At 70.1% G+C, this 14,794-nt stretch carries 10 protein-coding genes; 5 read left to right on the top strand and 5 right to left on the bottom strand.

The window, feature by feature from the left end:
* Window positions 1–44: 44 nt before the first annotated feature.
* The 3 genes from IM689_RS06520 to IM689_RS06510 are packed head-to-tail and all read right to left on the bottom strand — an operon-like array spanning window position 45 to window position 3,957.
* Entirely contained in the window at window positions 45–1,235 is a 1,191-nt protein-coding gene (locus IM689_RS06520; RefSeq protein WP_193643372.1) for an acyl-CoA dehydrogenase family protein, read from the bottom strand.
* On the bottom strand, window positions 1,235–2,401 hold the full coding sequence (locus IM689_RS06515) for a CaiB/BaiF CoA transferase family protein (protein WP_193643371.1): 1,167 nt from the start codon (window positions 2,399–2,401) through the stop codon (window positions 1,235–1,237). The genes IM689_RS06520 and IM689_RS06515 overlap by 1 nt, the downstream gene beginning before the upstream one ends.
* Window positions 2,401–3,957, bottom strand: a complete 1,557-nt coding sequence (locus IM689_RS06510; RefSeq protein ID WP_193643370.1) for an aldehyde dehydrogenase family protein — start codon at window positions 3,955–3,957, stop codon at window positions 2,401–2,403. The genes IM689_RS06515 and IM689_RS06510 overlap by 1 nt, the downstream gene beginning before the upstream one ends.
* Before the next feature lie 152 nt (window positions 3,958–4,109).
* On the opposite strand from IM689_RS06510, the gene IM689_RS06505 reads away from it, so the two are divergent.
* Complete coding sequence (locus IM689_RS06505; RefSeq protein ID WP_193643369.1) at window positions 4,110–5,516, top strand: PucR family transcriptional regulator; 1,407 nt, start codon at window positions 4,110–4,112, stop codon at window positions 5,514–5,516.
* 22 nt (window positions 5,517–5,538) lie between these two features.
* On the opposite strand, the gene IM689_RS06500 is transcribed toward IM689_RS06505, so the two are convergent.
* Both IM689_RS06500 and IM689_RS06495 read right to left on the bottom strand, forming a co-directional pair.
* Window positions 5,539–6,201 (bottom strand): lytic transglycosylase domain-containing protein, encoded by a 663-nt coding sequence (locus IM689_RS06500; RefSeq protein ID WP_193643368.1) that lies wholly within the window; start codon window positions 6,199–6,201, stop codon window positions 5,539–5,541.
* A gap of 91 nt (window positions 6,202–6,292) precedes the next feature.
* Window positions 6,293–7,222 (bottom strand): ornithine cyclodeaminase family protein, encoded by a 930-nt coding sequence (locus tag IM689_RS06495; RefSeq protein WP_193643367.1) that lies wholly within the window; start codon window positions 7,220–7,222, stop codon window positions 6,293–6,295.
* Between the two features lie 92 nt (window positions 7,223–7,314).
* Between IM689_RS06495 and IM689_RS06490 the strand changes: the two genes are divergently transcribed.
* The 4 genes from IM689_RS06490 to treY all read left to right on the top strand — a co-directional run bounded on the left by IM689_RS06490 (window position 7,315) and on the right by treY (window position 14,793).
* Entirely contained in the window at window positions 7,315–7,830 is a 516-nt protein-coding gene (locus IM689_RS06490) for a hypothetical protein (protein ID WP_129665522.1), read from the top strand.
* Window positions 7,831–7,834: 4 nt separating this feature from the next.
* A complete protein-coding gene (locus tag IM689_RS06485) occupies window positions 7,835–10,555 on the top strand; it encodes a DEAD/DEAH box helicase (RefSeq protein ID WP_193643366.1) in 2,721 nt (906 codons plus the stop codon).
* Window positions 10,556–10,704: 149 nt separating this feature from the next.
* The gene (locus IM689_RS06480; protein WP_193643365.1) at window positions 10,705–12,075 is read left to right on the top strand and encodes an amino acid permease; all 1,371 of its coding nucleotides are present in this window, start codon (window positions 10,705–10,707) and stop codon (window positions 12,073–12,075) included.
* Window positions 12,076–12,129: 54 nt separating this feature from the next.
* Window positions 12,130–14,793, top strand: a complete 2,664-nt coding sequence (treY, locus tag IM689_RS06475; RefSeq protein WP_227484571.1) for a malto-oligosyltrehalose synthase — start codon at window positions 12,130–12,132, stop codon at window positions 14,791–14,793.
* Window position 14,794 lies beyond the last annotated feature (1 nt).

The following is a 14,794-nucleotide window of genomic DNA, read 5'->3' as shown; positions in this document are numbered from 1 at the left end:
GAAACGACGGCGGGGCAGGTGCAGATCGGCCGGGGCGGCGTGCGTCAGCGGAAGGCGGGCAGGCCGGTGAGCGCCTGGCCGACGACGAGCGTGTGCATCTCGACGGTGCCCTCGTAGGTGAGAACCGACTCGAGGTTGTTCGCGTGCCGGATGACCGGGTACTCGAGCGAGATTCCGTTCGCGCCGAGGATGGTGCGCGCGGTGCGGCAGATCTCCATGGCCTCGCGCACGTTGTTGAGCTTGCCGAGGCTGATCTGCTCGGGACGCACGGTGCCCGCGTCCTTGCGACGCCCGAGGTGCAGGGCGAGCAGCACGCCCTTGACGTACTCGAGCTCCATGTCGGCCAGCTTGGCCTGCGTCAGCTGGAAGCCGCCGATCGGCTTGCCGAACTGCTCGCGCTCCTTCGAGTAGTCGATCGCCGCTTCGAGCGACGAACGAGCCGCGCCCATGGCGCCCCAGACGATGCCGTAGCGGGCCTCGTTGAGGCAGGAGAGCGGACCCTTGAGGCCGATGACCTCGGGGAAGACCGCGTCCGCGGGCAGGCGCACACCGTCGAGGACGAGCTCGCTCGTCACGGACGCGCGCAGCGACATCTTGTGCTTGATCGTGTTCGCGGAGAAGCCGGGGGTGTCGGTCGGCACCACGAAGCCGCGGATGCCCTCGTCGGTCTGCGCCCACACGACGGCGACATCGGCGACAGAGCCGTTCGTGATCCACATCTTGCGGCCGTCGAGCACCCAGTCGTCGCCGTCACGACGCGCGCGTGTGCGCATCGACGCGGGGTCGGAGCCGTGGTCGGGCTCGGTCAGGCCGAAGCAGCCTATGGCCTCGCCGGCGGCCATGTTCGGCAGCCACTGCTGCTTCTGCTCCTCGCTGCCCCAGCGGTGGATCGCGAACATCGCGAGGGAGCCCTGGACGGAGACGAGCGAACGGATGCCGGAGTCCGACGCCTCGAGTTCGAGGCAGGCCAAGCCGTACGCGGTGGCGCTCATGCCGGGGCAGTCGTAGCCCTCGAGGTGCATGCCGAGGAAGCCGTTGCGGCCGAACTCGCGTGCGAGCTCGCGCACGTCCGTGAGTTCACCCGCTTCGAACCACTCCGCGACGTACGGGTCGACCGTCTTCTCGCAGACGGTGCGAACCGTCGCGCGGATCGCCTTCTCCTCGTCGCTCAGCAGGTCGTCGATGCCTGCCAGATCGCGCGGGTTGAGCGGGGGCATCTTCTTCGCAGTGGACATCAGGCTTCCTTTTCGTCGTGGTCGTCGTTCGTGCGCTGGGGCAGGTCGGGTGGTGGCGTCGCAGGTTGGGTCCTGCTGCGCGAGTAAGTGATCGGGTGTCGAACCTGACGCGGGTGCTCCGGGCCGAGGTCGAGCGTCGGCTGGAGGCCGAGACGCTCGGCCAGGTCGATCGCCGACGCGATGTCGCCGACGACGCCGGCCGGAACCCCGACCTCGCCGAGGCGGGCCGCCCACTCGTCGGCCGACGCGGCGGCCAGCGCGGCCTCCAACTCGTCGACGAGGTCATCACGGTGGGCAACGCGCTCGGGATTCGTCGCGAACCGCTCGTCGGTTGCCAGCTGCGGCACGCCGAGCACCTCGGTGAGCCGGGCGAACTGACCGTCGTTGCCGCAGGCGACAGCGAGCGGGCCGTCGCCGGTTTGCAGGAGCTCGTATGGCGCGATGGAGGGGTGCGCGTTGCCCATGCGCGCCGGGCTGCGGCCCGTCGCGAGGTAGGACGACGACTGGTTGACGAGCGAGCCGAGCAGGCTCGTGAGCAGCGTCACCTCGAGGTGCTGGCCGCGACCGCTGCGGCTGCGCTCGGTGAGCGCCGCGAGGATGCCGATGACGGCGTCCTTGCCGGTGAGCACGTCGACGAGGGCCACGCCGACCTTCATGGGCTCGCCCTCGGCGTCGCCCGTGATGCTCATGAGGCCGCCGACGGCCTGGACGAGGAAGTCGTACCCGGCCATCGAGGCGCCCTCGCCCGAGCCGAAGCCGGTGATGGAGCAGTAGACGAGCCCCGGGTTGGCTTCGGCAAGATCCTCGTAGCCGAGGCCGAGGCGTGCCATCGTGCCGGACTTGAGGTTCTCGACGACGACGTCCGCCTCCGCGGCGATCTCGCGAGCGACGGCGAGGTCCTCGGGGTCCTTGAGATCCAGGCCGATGGAGCGCTTGGTGCGATTGACGCTCTCGAAGTAGGAGGAGCCGTGCGTCGTCCACGGCGGACCCCAGTGGCGGGTGTCGTCGCCGACACCGGGGCGTTCGATCTTGAGCACCTGGGCGCCGAGGTCGGCCAGCGTCATGGTCGTCAAGGGGCCGGCGAGAACGCGGCTGAAGTCGGCGACCTTGATGCCGTCGAGCGGCGTTCCGCTCGAGCTCGGGGTGGCGGGGAAGTGTTCGTTCATCAGTTCATCCGTCCGTTGATCCGTCGCGGCAGGCCCCAGGGGTTGTCGTGGCGCAGGGCCGGAGGAAGCGCGCTGTCGGGCAGGTTCTGGAAGGTGACCGGCCGCGTGAAGCGGTCGAGAGCAGCGGCGCCCACGGACGTCGACGCCGGGGCGCTCGTCGCGGGCCAAGGTCCGCCGTGCTGCTGTGCCCACGTCCACGCGACGCCGGTGGGCCAGTCGTCGACCGTCACGCGGCCCACGGATCGGGCGAGGAGCGCTACGAGGTCCGCCGTCTCCGGGTCGTGCGGGCCGCTGCTCGCCACGGTGGCGACGAGGCTGCCCTGCAGCTGCGCGAGCAGGCTTTCGAGGTGGGCGCGGTCGGTGTACTCGACGACGAGGCCAACGGGGCCGAAGCACTCCTCGGCGAAGACGCTCTCGCGGGTGAACAGCTCGGCGGGAACGTGCACCACGGTGGGGGCGGCGGACCACCCGGCGCTTGCGCCGGAGCCCGTCCCGATGACCTGGCCGCCGGCGGCCTCGTAGGCCTCGACACCACGCGAGACCCCAGCGGCCATCGCTGCCGTGAGCATGGGGTGAACCTGCGTGGCGGACACCGCAGCGCCGAGCGCGTCCGCCAGGCCGGCGCCCTCCGGCGCGAGGAGGAGGCCAGGCTTGGTGCAGAACTGGCCGGCCCCGAGCGTCATCGACGAGACGAAGCCGGTGGCCACACGCCCGGGTTCCGCTGCGGCATCCGTCGTCACGACGACGGGGTTGACGGTGCCCATCTCGGCGAAGACGGGAATGACCTCGCGACGCTCGTTGGCCAGTCGCCACAGCGCGAGGCCGCCGTTCTGCGAACCGGTGAACCCGACGGCACGAACGTGGGGATCGAGCACGAGCTGCTTGCCGGCCTCGAAGCCGACGACGACGTCGAACACGCCTGCGGCCGCGCCGGCTGACGCAAGGGCGGACGTGGCGATCTCACCGAGTCGCACACTGAGCATGGGGTGGGCGGGGTGCGCCTTCGCGACGACAGGGCAACCTGCTGCGAGGGCCGACGCGGTGTCGTTGCCCAGGACGCCGAAGGCGAACGGGAAGTTGCTCGCGCCGAAGACCGCGACGGGCCCGAGGGACACCTGAACGCGGGCGAGGCTGGACGAGGCGTCGCCGGCCTCGTCGAGGGTGGCGCGCAGCCACGAACCTTCGGCGCACACGTCGGCGTAGAAGCGCAGCTGCGACGCGAGGCGCGCGACCTCGCCCCTGAGGCGGGTCTCGCCGAGCCCGGTCTCGCGGTCGGCGAGCCACACGAGCTCGGCTGCGGAGGCGTCGACGGCGTCGGCCACGGCCCGCAACATCTCGCGCCGCTCGGCGGGCGAGGTCTGCGCGAAGCGCTCCACGACAGCCCCGGCAGCGGCGACGACCTGCTCCACCTGCGCGGCCGACGTGTGTGCGATCGCGCCGTTGGAAGCCCCGGTGCGCGGGTCGAAGCTCGTGTCGCTCGCGGCGGATGCTCCTGCTTCGAGACGGGCGGTGTGACGCGCCCCGCCCGGCGATCCGGGAAGGTCGAACTGAGTCATGCTGACGTCCTTCGTTGCCTGAGTGAGCCGCAACGGCCTTGCGTGCCACGGTATGCAGTCCGGCTGCGCATGTAACTGGACGAATTGGCATGCCGGGACGTATTCATTCGACACAATGGATACTCGCGATGGCGCCCGAGGGGAGGAGCCCGATGAAACTCACGCTGCGCGCCCTGCTCGGGCGGGACGACCTGCGTCTGCGGCTGGTGAACGGCGATGCCCACACACCGTTGACGTGGGTGCACGGCATCGAGCTCTTGGACCCCACGCCGTACCTCAGCGGCGGTGAACTCGTCCTCACCACGGGGCAACGGCTTCCTGCGGAGCACGACGAGTGCCGCGCGTACGTCCAGCGCCTTGCAGCCCACGACGTCGGTGCGCTCGGCTTCGGCGTGGGTGTCGGGCACGACACCGTGCCGGACGCGGTGGCCCTAGCCTGTGTCGAGTTCGGACTTCCGCTGCTCGTCGTGCCCGAGCCCACCCCCTTCGTCAGCATCGTGCGCGTCGGCGCGGATTACGTGGCCGAAGCGGAACGGCGCGCGCTGCGTCACACGGTGGAGTTCCAGCGTCGTCTGACACGCGTCGCACTGCGTGATGGCACCGAGGCGGTGGTCAGTGCGGCCCGAACGTTCCTCGAGCGCCCCGTCGTGGTGCTCACCGCGGACGGCGCGGCCGTCGGCGAGGGGCCAGTCGTCGACGAACTATTCCACCTGCAGGCTGCGGGGCGCCTCCCGCGTGGTCGTCGTGTGCTCAGCACCGACGACGTGGAGGTGCACCCCCTCATCGGCCAGGCCCACGAGCACGGATGGTTGGCCACAGCGTCGACGCCGCCGCTCGGGCCCTCGGAGCGGTTCGCGCTCCAACACGTCGTCTCGTGCCTGTCGCTGCTCATGGAAACGCCGCAACGGCTGACGCAGCTCCGTGACGACCTGGGCAGGGCGTTGCTCCACCAGCTCGAGGAGGGCCGCGACTCCCCCGGGGAGTTGACCCACTTCGGCCTGTCTCCGGACACGGCTGTCGCCCTCGTCGCGTACCCCACCGCGACGGCGCGGCCCGACGTGTGGCGAGCACAGGCCGAACAGGCGTCGGCCGAGGCCAACGCCATCTTCCGCATTGACGGCGACGAACTCGTTGCCGTCGCTCCGAAGCCGATCACAGTGCCCGGGAGTCACCTCGGGCATGCGGGGTTGGGCGGTGACGCCGCGGGGGCGCTCGAGCGCGCGCGTTCTGCTGCGCGAGCCGCGCGGCGCCGCGGAGTGCCTGTTGTCGACGGCGAGGCAGCCCTTGACGTCGTTCTGGCCCAACCCGCGATAGAGCGCGCCGTCGACGCGTGGGCGGGGCCGGTGCTCCAGCGGCTCAGCGACGACGGATCGGAGTCTCTACGCGTCACGGTGACGGCCTTCCTGCGTCACGGTGGGTCGTTCGATGCGACGGCGCGGGAGCTGAAGGTCCACCGGCACACGGTGTCCTCGCGGGTGCGGCGGGCTCAGGAGGCGATGGGACTCGACCTCGCAGATCCCGACGTGCGCGCCCTGCTCTGGCTCGCCCTGGCGAGGTGAGCGCAGCGACATCCGTCGGTCCTCAGGAACCCTCGCGCCGAACGGGCAACGCCTGAGCGCTTTCGGAGGACGTTCCGGCGGACGACCCACCCGACGGCATTGCCAGCCGTTGCGCGTAGTGCGCGGTGCGATCCCGGATTTTGACGACGTAGTCCTCCGTCTCCGGGTACGGAGGGATGTCCTTGAACTTCTGCACGGCTCCGAAGCCGGCGTTGTAACCGGCGAGCGCGAGCTCGTACGGATGGCGGTCGTAACCGGAGTTTCGCGACTGCTCGAGCAGATGTTTCATGAACCGCCCCTGCGCGGCGATGGCGTCCTTCGGGTCGTAGACGTCACCGCCACGGCCGTAGGTCTCCCACGTGTCGGGCATGAACTGCGCCAGACCCTGCGCGCCGACGGAGGAGCGAGCCTGCGGGTCCCACTTGGACTCCGCCTCCAACTGAGCCGCGAGAACCGGTGCGGGAACGCCGGATTCACGAGACGCCGCCTCGATGTAGGGCGCCCAGCCGTTCGGCACCATGCGGGCGTCGAGCGGGCCGATCGGGTTGTCGAAGGACGACGGAGGACGCGGCTCCGGCTTGAGCGCGACGTACGCCTTCGCTGCGATGAACGGCAGCGAGAGCACGAGAAGCGTGATGGCGACGACCGTCACCCAGCGGGTCCGTGATGCGCGAGTCGCCGGCACATTTCCTCCTCGGCTCGGTGCGCGGGACGGGCCCGCTCGCCCCCATGGTGGCGGATCGACCTGACGTTTCACTGCACGTCAGAAAGCGGGCTCAGCGCGTGGCGCGCTCCAGAACGACCTGGGCGACCGCGAGATCCTCCCACGGCATCCCAACCGTCTTGAAGACGAGCGGACGGCCCGGGTCGAGTTCCGCGTCGCCGCGCACGACGTCCTTCATGAGGAGCAGGTCGTCGCGCGAGAGATCGCCGTCGGCGATGGCGAGCACGACGTCGCCTGCCTCGCGCAGGGCGGTCTCCACGTCCTCGACGACGACCTGCGCGCGGTCCATGAGAGCGCCGGGCACCTCGCGAGCGTCGGGGGAGTGCGAGCCCATGGCGATCACGACGACGTCGCGGCACACGGCGTCGGCGGAGAAGAGCGGTTCCTCGGCAGGGGTGGCGCACACGACGACGTCGGCTCGGGAGAGAACGGCGTCCAACTCGGGGCTACCGGCGGCGACGACCGAGCCACGTGAGATGACGTCGTCGCCCACGTTCTCGGGGGTGCGGCTGACGAAGGTGACGTCGGCGAACGGCTCCGAGACGACATCGGCGAGGGTGTCGACGTGCGACGTGCCCTGCGGGCCGGTGCCGAACACGACGAGACGCAGCGGGCCGTCGAAGCGCTCGAGCGCCGGGCGGATGCCGGCAACGGAGACGGCCGGGGTGCGCAGCGTCGTGAGGGCGGCGCCGTCGAGGACGGCGGTCGGCGCGAGGGTGTCGCCATCGAACATGAGGTAGCTGCCCTGGATGACGGGCAGGCCGCGTTCGGGGTTGTCGCGCCCGAGCGTCATCACCTTGATGCCGATGCCGGTGCCCACCTCCGACGGCATGAGGAGCAGCTGCCCCTTGTCGATCGGGTTGACGACGCGCGAGAGGTCGTCGGCCGGGTCGAAGCCCGCGACGAGCGCCGCGCTGAGCGCGTTCACGGCGTCGGCCGGCGACATGACGGAGAAGATGCGGTCTGCGTCGAGGAAGAGCATGGGCGCTATTCCACCACGACCCGCTGAGGTCGCGCCGAACGCGAGATCAGCGCGGATTCGGCCTTGTCGGTGCCTTGTGATTGGCTGGAAACATGACGACGACATGGCGTGACGAGGCCTCTCCGCAGGCTCAGGCCGACCTCGACGAGCTGCTCTCCGCAGCCCTCGGCGCGGCGATGGAACACCTCGAGAAGAACGGCGAGTTCTACCCCTTCGCCATGTCGGTCGACGGCGAACCCACGGTCGACGCCGACGGCGAGCCCACCGCCGCGAGCAGCGGTGTGAAGGCGCCCGACGTCGACATCGTCTTCGCCGACCCGGCTGCGCTCGGCGAGCAGCCAGAGCCAGAGGCGGTGCTCGCCGAACTGCGCCGCCTGCTCAAGGTGCGCGCGGAGAACGAGAACCGCACGGTTGCGCAGCGCGCCACGGCCATCGTCCTGCAGGTCGTCGTGCCGCAGTTCGGTGACGCGGTGCGCGTCGACCTCGAGCACGCCGAGCAGATCCAGCTCATGGTGCTCGCGCCCGTGCTCTCGAAGGGCAAGGCCCGCAAGCGCACCTTCGACTTCGGCGAGCTGCGCCTGTTGCCCGGCCAGCGTCACATCTGGTGATCCGGTGAACGATTCTTCCGATGCCTCCGGCACCGCCGGCGAGGCGGTCACACCCGGCCACGAGGATTTCGCCGGAGACTTCGCGGCCCAGGCCGACGCGGCCGCCCGCGAAGCGAACCCGAAGGTCAAGACCCTCACCCAGCGTCTACCCAAGACACCGGACGCCGACCGCGTCTACGAGGCGTTCGGCGCCTGGGTGGGCGATCGCGGCCTGAGCCTCTACCCCCACCAGGAAGAGGCCATCATCGAGGTGCTCGACGGCAAGAACGTCATCCTCGCCACCCCCACAGGCTCAGGTAAGTCGATGGTCGCCACGGCTGCGCACTTCGCGGCGCTCGCCGACGACCGCGTCAGCTTCTACACCGCGCCCATCAAGGCGCTCGTGAGTGAGAAGTTCTTCGCGCTGTGTGAGATCTTCGGCGCCGAGCACGTCGGCATGCTCACCGGTGATGCGTCCGTGAACCCGGACGCTCCGATCATCTGCTGCACCGCCGAGATCCTCGCCAACATCGCGCTGCGCGAGGGCAAGACCGCCGACGTCGGGCTCGTCATCATGGACGAGTTCCACTTCTACTCCGAGGGCGACCGCGGCTGGGCGTGGCAGGTGCCGCTGCTCGAGTTGCCGCAGGCGCAGTTCCTTCTCATGTCGGCAACCCTCGGCGACGTCACGCGGTTCGAGACGGACATGACGCGTCGCACGGGCCGCGAGTCGGTCACCGTCGCGGGCGCCGAACGTCCCGTTCCGCTCAGCTACTCCTGGTCGACGACGCCGCTCAACGAGACCATCGAGGAACTGCTCGAAACGCGTCAGGCGCCCGTCTACGTTGTGTTCTTCACGCAGGCCCAGGCTCTGGAGAACGCGCAGGCGCTCATGTCGCTCAAGGTCGCGAGCCGCGAGGATCGCGACAAGATCGCCGAGATGATCGGCGACTTCCGTTTCTCCTCGGGGTTCGGCAAGACCCTCAGCCGTCTCGTGCGCCACGGCATCGGCGTGCACCACGCCGGCATGCTGCCCAAGTACCGCCGCCTCGTCGAGACGCTCGCCCAGGCGGGCCTCCTCAAGGTGATCTGCGGCACCGACACGCTCGGTGTCGGCATCAACGTGCCCATCCGCACTGTCGTCCTTTCGGGCCTGACGAAGTTCGACGGCACCCGTCAGCGTGTGCTCAAGTCGCGCGAGTTCCACCAGATCGCAGGACGCGCCGGGCGCGCGGGCTTCGACACGAGCGGCTCGGTCGTCGTCCAGGCACCCGAGCACGTCATCGAGAACACGCGCAACCTCGCGAAGGCCGGCGACGACCCGAAGAAGCTCAAGAAGGTGCAGCGCAAGAAGCCGCCCGAGGGCTTCGTCAACTGGAGCGAGGAGACGTTCGACAAGATCGTCGCCAGCGAGCCCGAGCCGCTCGTGTCGCGCATGCGCGTCACGCACTCGATCCTGCTCAATCTCATTGCGCGCGAAGGCGACCCGTTCGTTGCCGTGCGCGACCTCGTGCGCGACAACCACGAGGACGCGAAGAAGCAGACCCGCCTGGCCAAGCAGGCCATCGGCCTCTACCGGGAGATGCTCGCTGCGGGCGTCGTGCGTCGCCTCGACGAGCCGCAGGCCGACGGACGCCAGGTCGATCTCACGGTGGACCTGCAGGACAACTTCGCGCTCAACCAGCCCCTCGCGCCGTTCGCGCTCGCGGTGCTCGACATGCTCGACCCCGACGAGGCAGCGCCTGCTCGCGGTGACGCCGAGCCGTCCGACGCTCCGGCGCGCACGACGCTCGCGCAGGACTACGCCGTCGACGTCGTGAGTGTCATCGAGTCGATCCTCGACGACCCGCGCCCGGTGCTCATGCAGCAGCAGTTCAAGGCGCGCGGCGCTGCCGTGGCCGAGATGAAGGCCGAAGGCATCGAGTACGAGGAACGCATGGAGCGCCTCGAGGACGTCACGTGGCCGAAGCCGCTGGCCGACTTCCTCGACGCCGCGTTCGAGACGTACGCGCAGACGCAGCCGATGGTCTCGATGTACGAGCTGTCGCCCAAGTCCGTCGTGCGTGAGATGTACGAGAACGCGTGGAGCTTCGGCGATCTCATCCGCTACTACGACCTCGCGCGCAGCGAGGGCGTCGTGCTGCGCTACCTCACCGACGCCTACCGCACGCTGCGTCAGACCGTGCCGGAGTCGAAGAAAACCGAGGAACTGGCCGACCTCATCGAGTGGCTCGGCGAAGTCATCCGCCAGACCGACTCGAGCCTGCTCGACGAGTGGGAGGCGCTCACGCACCCGAGCGACGGGCCCGTCACGGCGGAGAAGGCGCTCAAGCCGCGCCCGCTCACGGCGAACCCGCGCGCCATGAAGGTGGCCATCCGCAAGGCGATGTTCCGGCGCGTCGAGCTCGCCGCCAAGGACGACGTCGACGGACTTGCCGCCCTCGACAAGGCGGTCGCGGCGAGCACCGATCCCGCCACGGACATCGTCATGGACGCCGACGCGTGGGACGCCGACCTCGGCGCCTACTACGACGAGCACGACGAGATCGTTCTCGATGCCGACGCCCGCGGGCCGAAGATGCTGCGCATCACCGAGCACCCCGACAAGTGGGAGGTGCGCCAGGTCATCGTCGACCCCGACGGCGACCACGACTGGGGCATCGACGCGGAGGTCGATCTGGAGGCCTCGAACGAGGCCGGCGTGCCCCTCGTCGTCGTGGTGGGCCTCAACCGCCTCGACGGCTGAGGTCTCGACCCGCGCCGGCTCTCACCGGGGGTGACGCGGCACACCCGGACACGTGACCAGCTGCCTCGAAACCCGGGCGTATCCTCGAACTTTGGCGACGAGCGGCTGCCATCGGCCCGCTCGCGCCCAGACGCGACGAGGAGGATTCGATGACGCAGCCCGGCGGCTTGGCCCGCACGTTGAGCCACCGCACGATGCTCATGATCGGCCTCGGGTCGGCGTTGGGCACGGGGTTGTTCTTCGGATCCGGCGCGGCCATCGGTGTCGCGGGTCCCGCGGCCGTCGTCAGTTACGCCCTCGGCGCCCTGCTCATCGCCGTCATCGGCCTCGCCATGGCCGAAATGGCGACGGCGCGGCCCGAACCGGGCAGCTTCGGCGCGGCCGCCGGGCGCTACCTCGGCGAATGGGCCGGCTTCGTCTCACGCTGGTGCTACTGGGCGGCCAGCGTCATCGCCCTCGGCGGTGAGGTGGTCGCCGCGGGCGCCTACCTCACGTACTGGTGGCCAGACGTGCCGCTCGTCGTCTTCGTCGCGCTCGTCGGCCTGACAATCGTCGTCACCAACCTCCTGTCGGTCGGCTCCTTCGGCCGCGCCGAAGCAGCGTTCTCCACGCTCAAGGTGACGGCGCTCATCGCCTTCATCCTCATCGGTCTCGTGCTCGTCCTCTTCGGCGCACCGGGGCGCGCGGCCACGGGTTGGGGCAACCTCACCGAGCACGGCGGCTTCCTGCCCAACGGGCTCGAGTCGATCTGGCTGTCGATCGCCATCGTGATGTTCGCCTTCGTCGGCGTCGAGGTCATCCCGATCGCCGCCGCCGAGGCCGAGAACCCGCGCCGCAGCGTCCGCACCGCGATGCGTGCCCTCGTCGCGCGCCTCGGCCTGTTCTACGTCGTCGCCGTGCTGCTCATCGTCACGCTCAACGCCTGGACGGTGACCGCCTCGGCCAAGGGTCTCGAGGCCAGCCCGTTCGTGCGCGCCTTCGACGCCGTCGGCATCCCGGCGGCCGCGGGCGTGATGAACTTCGTCATCCTCGTCGCAGCTCTGTCGACCGGCAACGCGCAGCTCTACGGCGCGGGCCGCCTCGTCCACTCGCTCGCCGTCGACCGCCTCGCGCCGGCCTTCCTCGCTCGCACAAACATCAAGGGCGCACCCATCGTGGCGACGCTCGTCTCGGCGCTGGGGCTGCTCCTCGCCGTGTGGCTCGCCGAGACGGGTGTGGCCGACGCGTTCACGAAGCTCGTCTCCATCGCCACGTTCTCCGTGCTCATCACGTGGCTGCTCGCCCTCGCGAGCTACATCGTGTTCCGTCGGACGGGCGACGTGCACGGCAGCGTCCACCTGCCTGGCGGCGCGGCTGTCGCGGGGGCCGGCATCGCCGGGATCCTGGCGGTCATGGCCACTGCGTTCAAGGTGCCCGACATGCGTGACGCCGCCCTCGTCGGAGGCCTCTGGTTGCTCGCCCTGCTCGTGGGTTACGCCCTGACGCGCGGGGTGCGGCGCACCAAGGTCACGATCAGCTGACGCCGGAGGGTGGGCGAACTCGATTTTCGCCCCGTTTGGTGGTGGGCTAAGGGCATGAGTGTGCCTGTGACGTCCACCTACCGGTTCCAACTGCACGCCGACTTCACCCTCGACGACGCTCGGGCCCAGCTGCCCTACCTCAAGAAGCTGGGCATCTCGCACGCCTACTGTTCGCCGATCCTCGCGGCGGTGCCCGGCTCGGTGCACGGCTACGACGTCCTCGACCACACGCGGGTCAACCCCGAGATCGGTGGGCGGGAGGCCTTCGTCGCCTTCGCTGACGCCGCACACGAGATGGGCCTGGGCGTCATCGTCGACGTCGTGCCCAACCACATGGCCTTCGTCGCGCCCGAGTCGGGCAACCGCCCGCTGTGGGCGCTGCTCAAGGGCGGCCAGGACGCCCCGACGGCGCACTGGTTCGATGTCGACTGGGCGGCCGGTGACGGCAAGCTCGGCGTGCCGATCCTCGGCAACTCGCTCGAGCAGGAGATCGCCGACGGCGCCATCACGCTCGACCGCAGCGGCGACGAGCCCGTCATTCGCTACTACGAGCACGACTTCCCCGTCGCGGACGGCACCCTCAACGGCGTCTCTGAGGAACCGACGGGCGACGAACTGCGCTCCCTCCTCGAGGCCCAGCACTACCGCCTGGCCTTCTGGCGCGAGCGCGACACGGTGCTCAACTACCGCCGCTTTTTCGAGGTGAACGAGCTCATCGCCGTGCGTGTCGAGGAGACCGAGGTCTTCGACGCCACCCACGCGTTGCTGCTCGAGCTCCACCACGCCGGTCACATCGACGGTTTCCGCATCGACCACCCCGACGGCCTCGCCGACCCGCGCGGTTACCTCGCGCGCCTCGCGAAGGAGTGCCGCAAGGACACCCCGATCTGGGTCGAGAAGATTCTCGAGCCGGGGGAGGACCTGCCGAAGGACTGGGCGTGCGCGGGCACGACCGGTTATGACGCGATGGCGGCGATCACGGCAGCGCTCGTCGACGATGCGGCGGCACCCGTTCTCGACGAAGTGTGGCAGCGAGCCCTCGCCGAGGGCGACGCCCACGACGTCGACGAGGCAGCGGCCGACGCGAAGCGCTTCGTCGTCGAGAACGGCCTGGTGGCGGAGGTCGAGCGGCTCACCCGCCGCGCGAGCGAGGTGCGCCCCGACCTCGAGCGTGCCCGCCTGCGCGCCGCCATCGTCGAGCTGCTCGTCGCCGCGCCGGTGTACCGCGCCTACCTCGTCCCGGGTGAGCGTATGGACGCACGGGCGAAGGCCCACCTCGACGACGCCCTCGCGGCAGCGCGCGAGAGCCGGCCCGATCTCGTGACGGAGATCGACGCCCTCAAGCCCATCGCGCTCGTGCGCCCGACGGCCGGAGCCGACGAGTTCGTCGACACCGAGAGTTCGTCGGCCGACTTCGCCGTCCGTCTCCAGCAGACGTGGGGCCCGGTCATGGCGAAGTCGATCGAGGACACCCTCTTCTACCGCTGGCACACGCTCACCGCGCTCAACGAGGTGGGTGGCGACCCGTCGGTGCTCACCGACGCGGGCCCGCACCGCCTCCACGCGTGGGCGCAGCACAATGCCAAGCAGTGGCCGCGCACTATGACGACGCTCTCGACGCACGACACGAAGCGCAGCGAGGACGTCCGAGCCGCACTGCTCGCCCTCGCCGGCGACACCGACGCGTGGCGCGAGTGCTCCGAGGCCGCCTTCGCGCTCGCCGACGCCGCGAGCGTCGACAGGGGAGCGGCCCACCTCGTGTGGCAGACGATCGCCGGGTTCTCCACGGCCTTCGGTGTCGACGACGACGGCTCGCACGACCTCGGCATCGACGCCCAGCGCCTCGACGACTACCTGACGAAGGCGCTGCGCGAGGCCAAGGTGTTCACCGCCTGGATCGACGGTGACGAGACGTACGAGGAGCAGGTGCTCGGCCTCGCCCGCCTCGTGCTCGACGCGCCGGCGAACGACAAGCAGGGCGAAGCTGCGGCGTCAGCGGATGCGAAGTCGACCCTCGCCGCCGATCTGCGCGAGCGCATCCTCGCCGCGCGTCGCGACAACGCCGAGGCCATCCGCCTCACCGGTGACTCGCAGAAGGTGCTCGAACTGTTCCTGCCGGGCGTGCCCGACACCTATCAGGGCAGCGAACGCCCGACGCTCAGCCTCGTCGACCCCGACAACCGTCGCAGCGTCGACTACGCCGAGCTCGAGCGCCGCCTCGACGTGCCGGGTTCGCGTCCGCGCCTCGTGGCGCAGTGTCTCGCGGCCGATGTGCACGACCCGGCGAACCCCGGCTCGACCTACAGGCCGCTCGAATCCGACAACGAGTTCGTCGTTGCCTTCGAGCGTGCGCTGACGGCCGGCTCGGTCGCGCGTCGTCACCTCGCGGACGCGGGTCGACGCGTGTCCGACGCCGGACGCAGCGTCCAGCGTCTGGTGAACCGCGACAAGGGAGCCAAGGCGGACGCGACGGACCACGCCTTCGAACATGCCGAGCACGGCGCCCCGTTCGCCGTTGCGGTGGTCGGGGTGCGCGCGGCCTCGCGCGCCTTGCGCGACAACACGCTCGCCGACGCGGACGTGCCCCTCTCGGCGGGCACGTGGCGTCACGCCTTCAGCGGTCAGCGCGTCGTCGTCACGGACGGCGAAGCGCTGCGTCTGGGCGACCTCGAACCCCACGAGTTCGGGCACGTGCACGTGCTCGTGCAGGAGAAGTGAT

The sequence above is a fragment of the Dermacoccus barathri genome, from assembly GCF_015070805.1.
GTDB lineage: Bacteria > Actinomycetota > Actinomycetes > Actinomycetales > Dermatophilaceae > Dermacoccus > Dermacoccus abyssi.
This window is presented reverse-complemented; position numbering and strand designations above follow the sequence as displayed.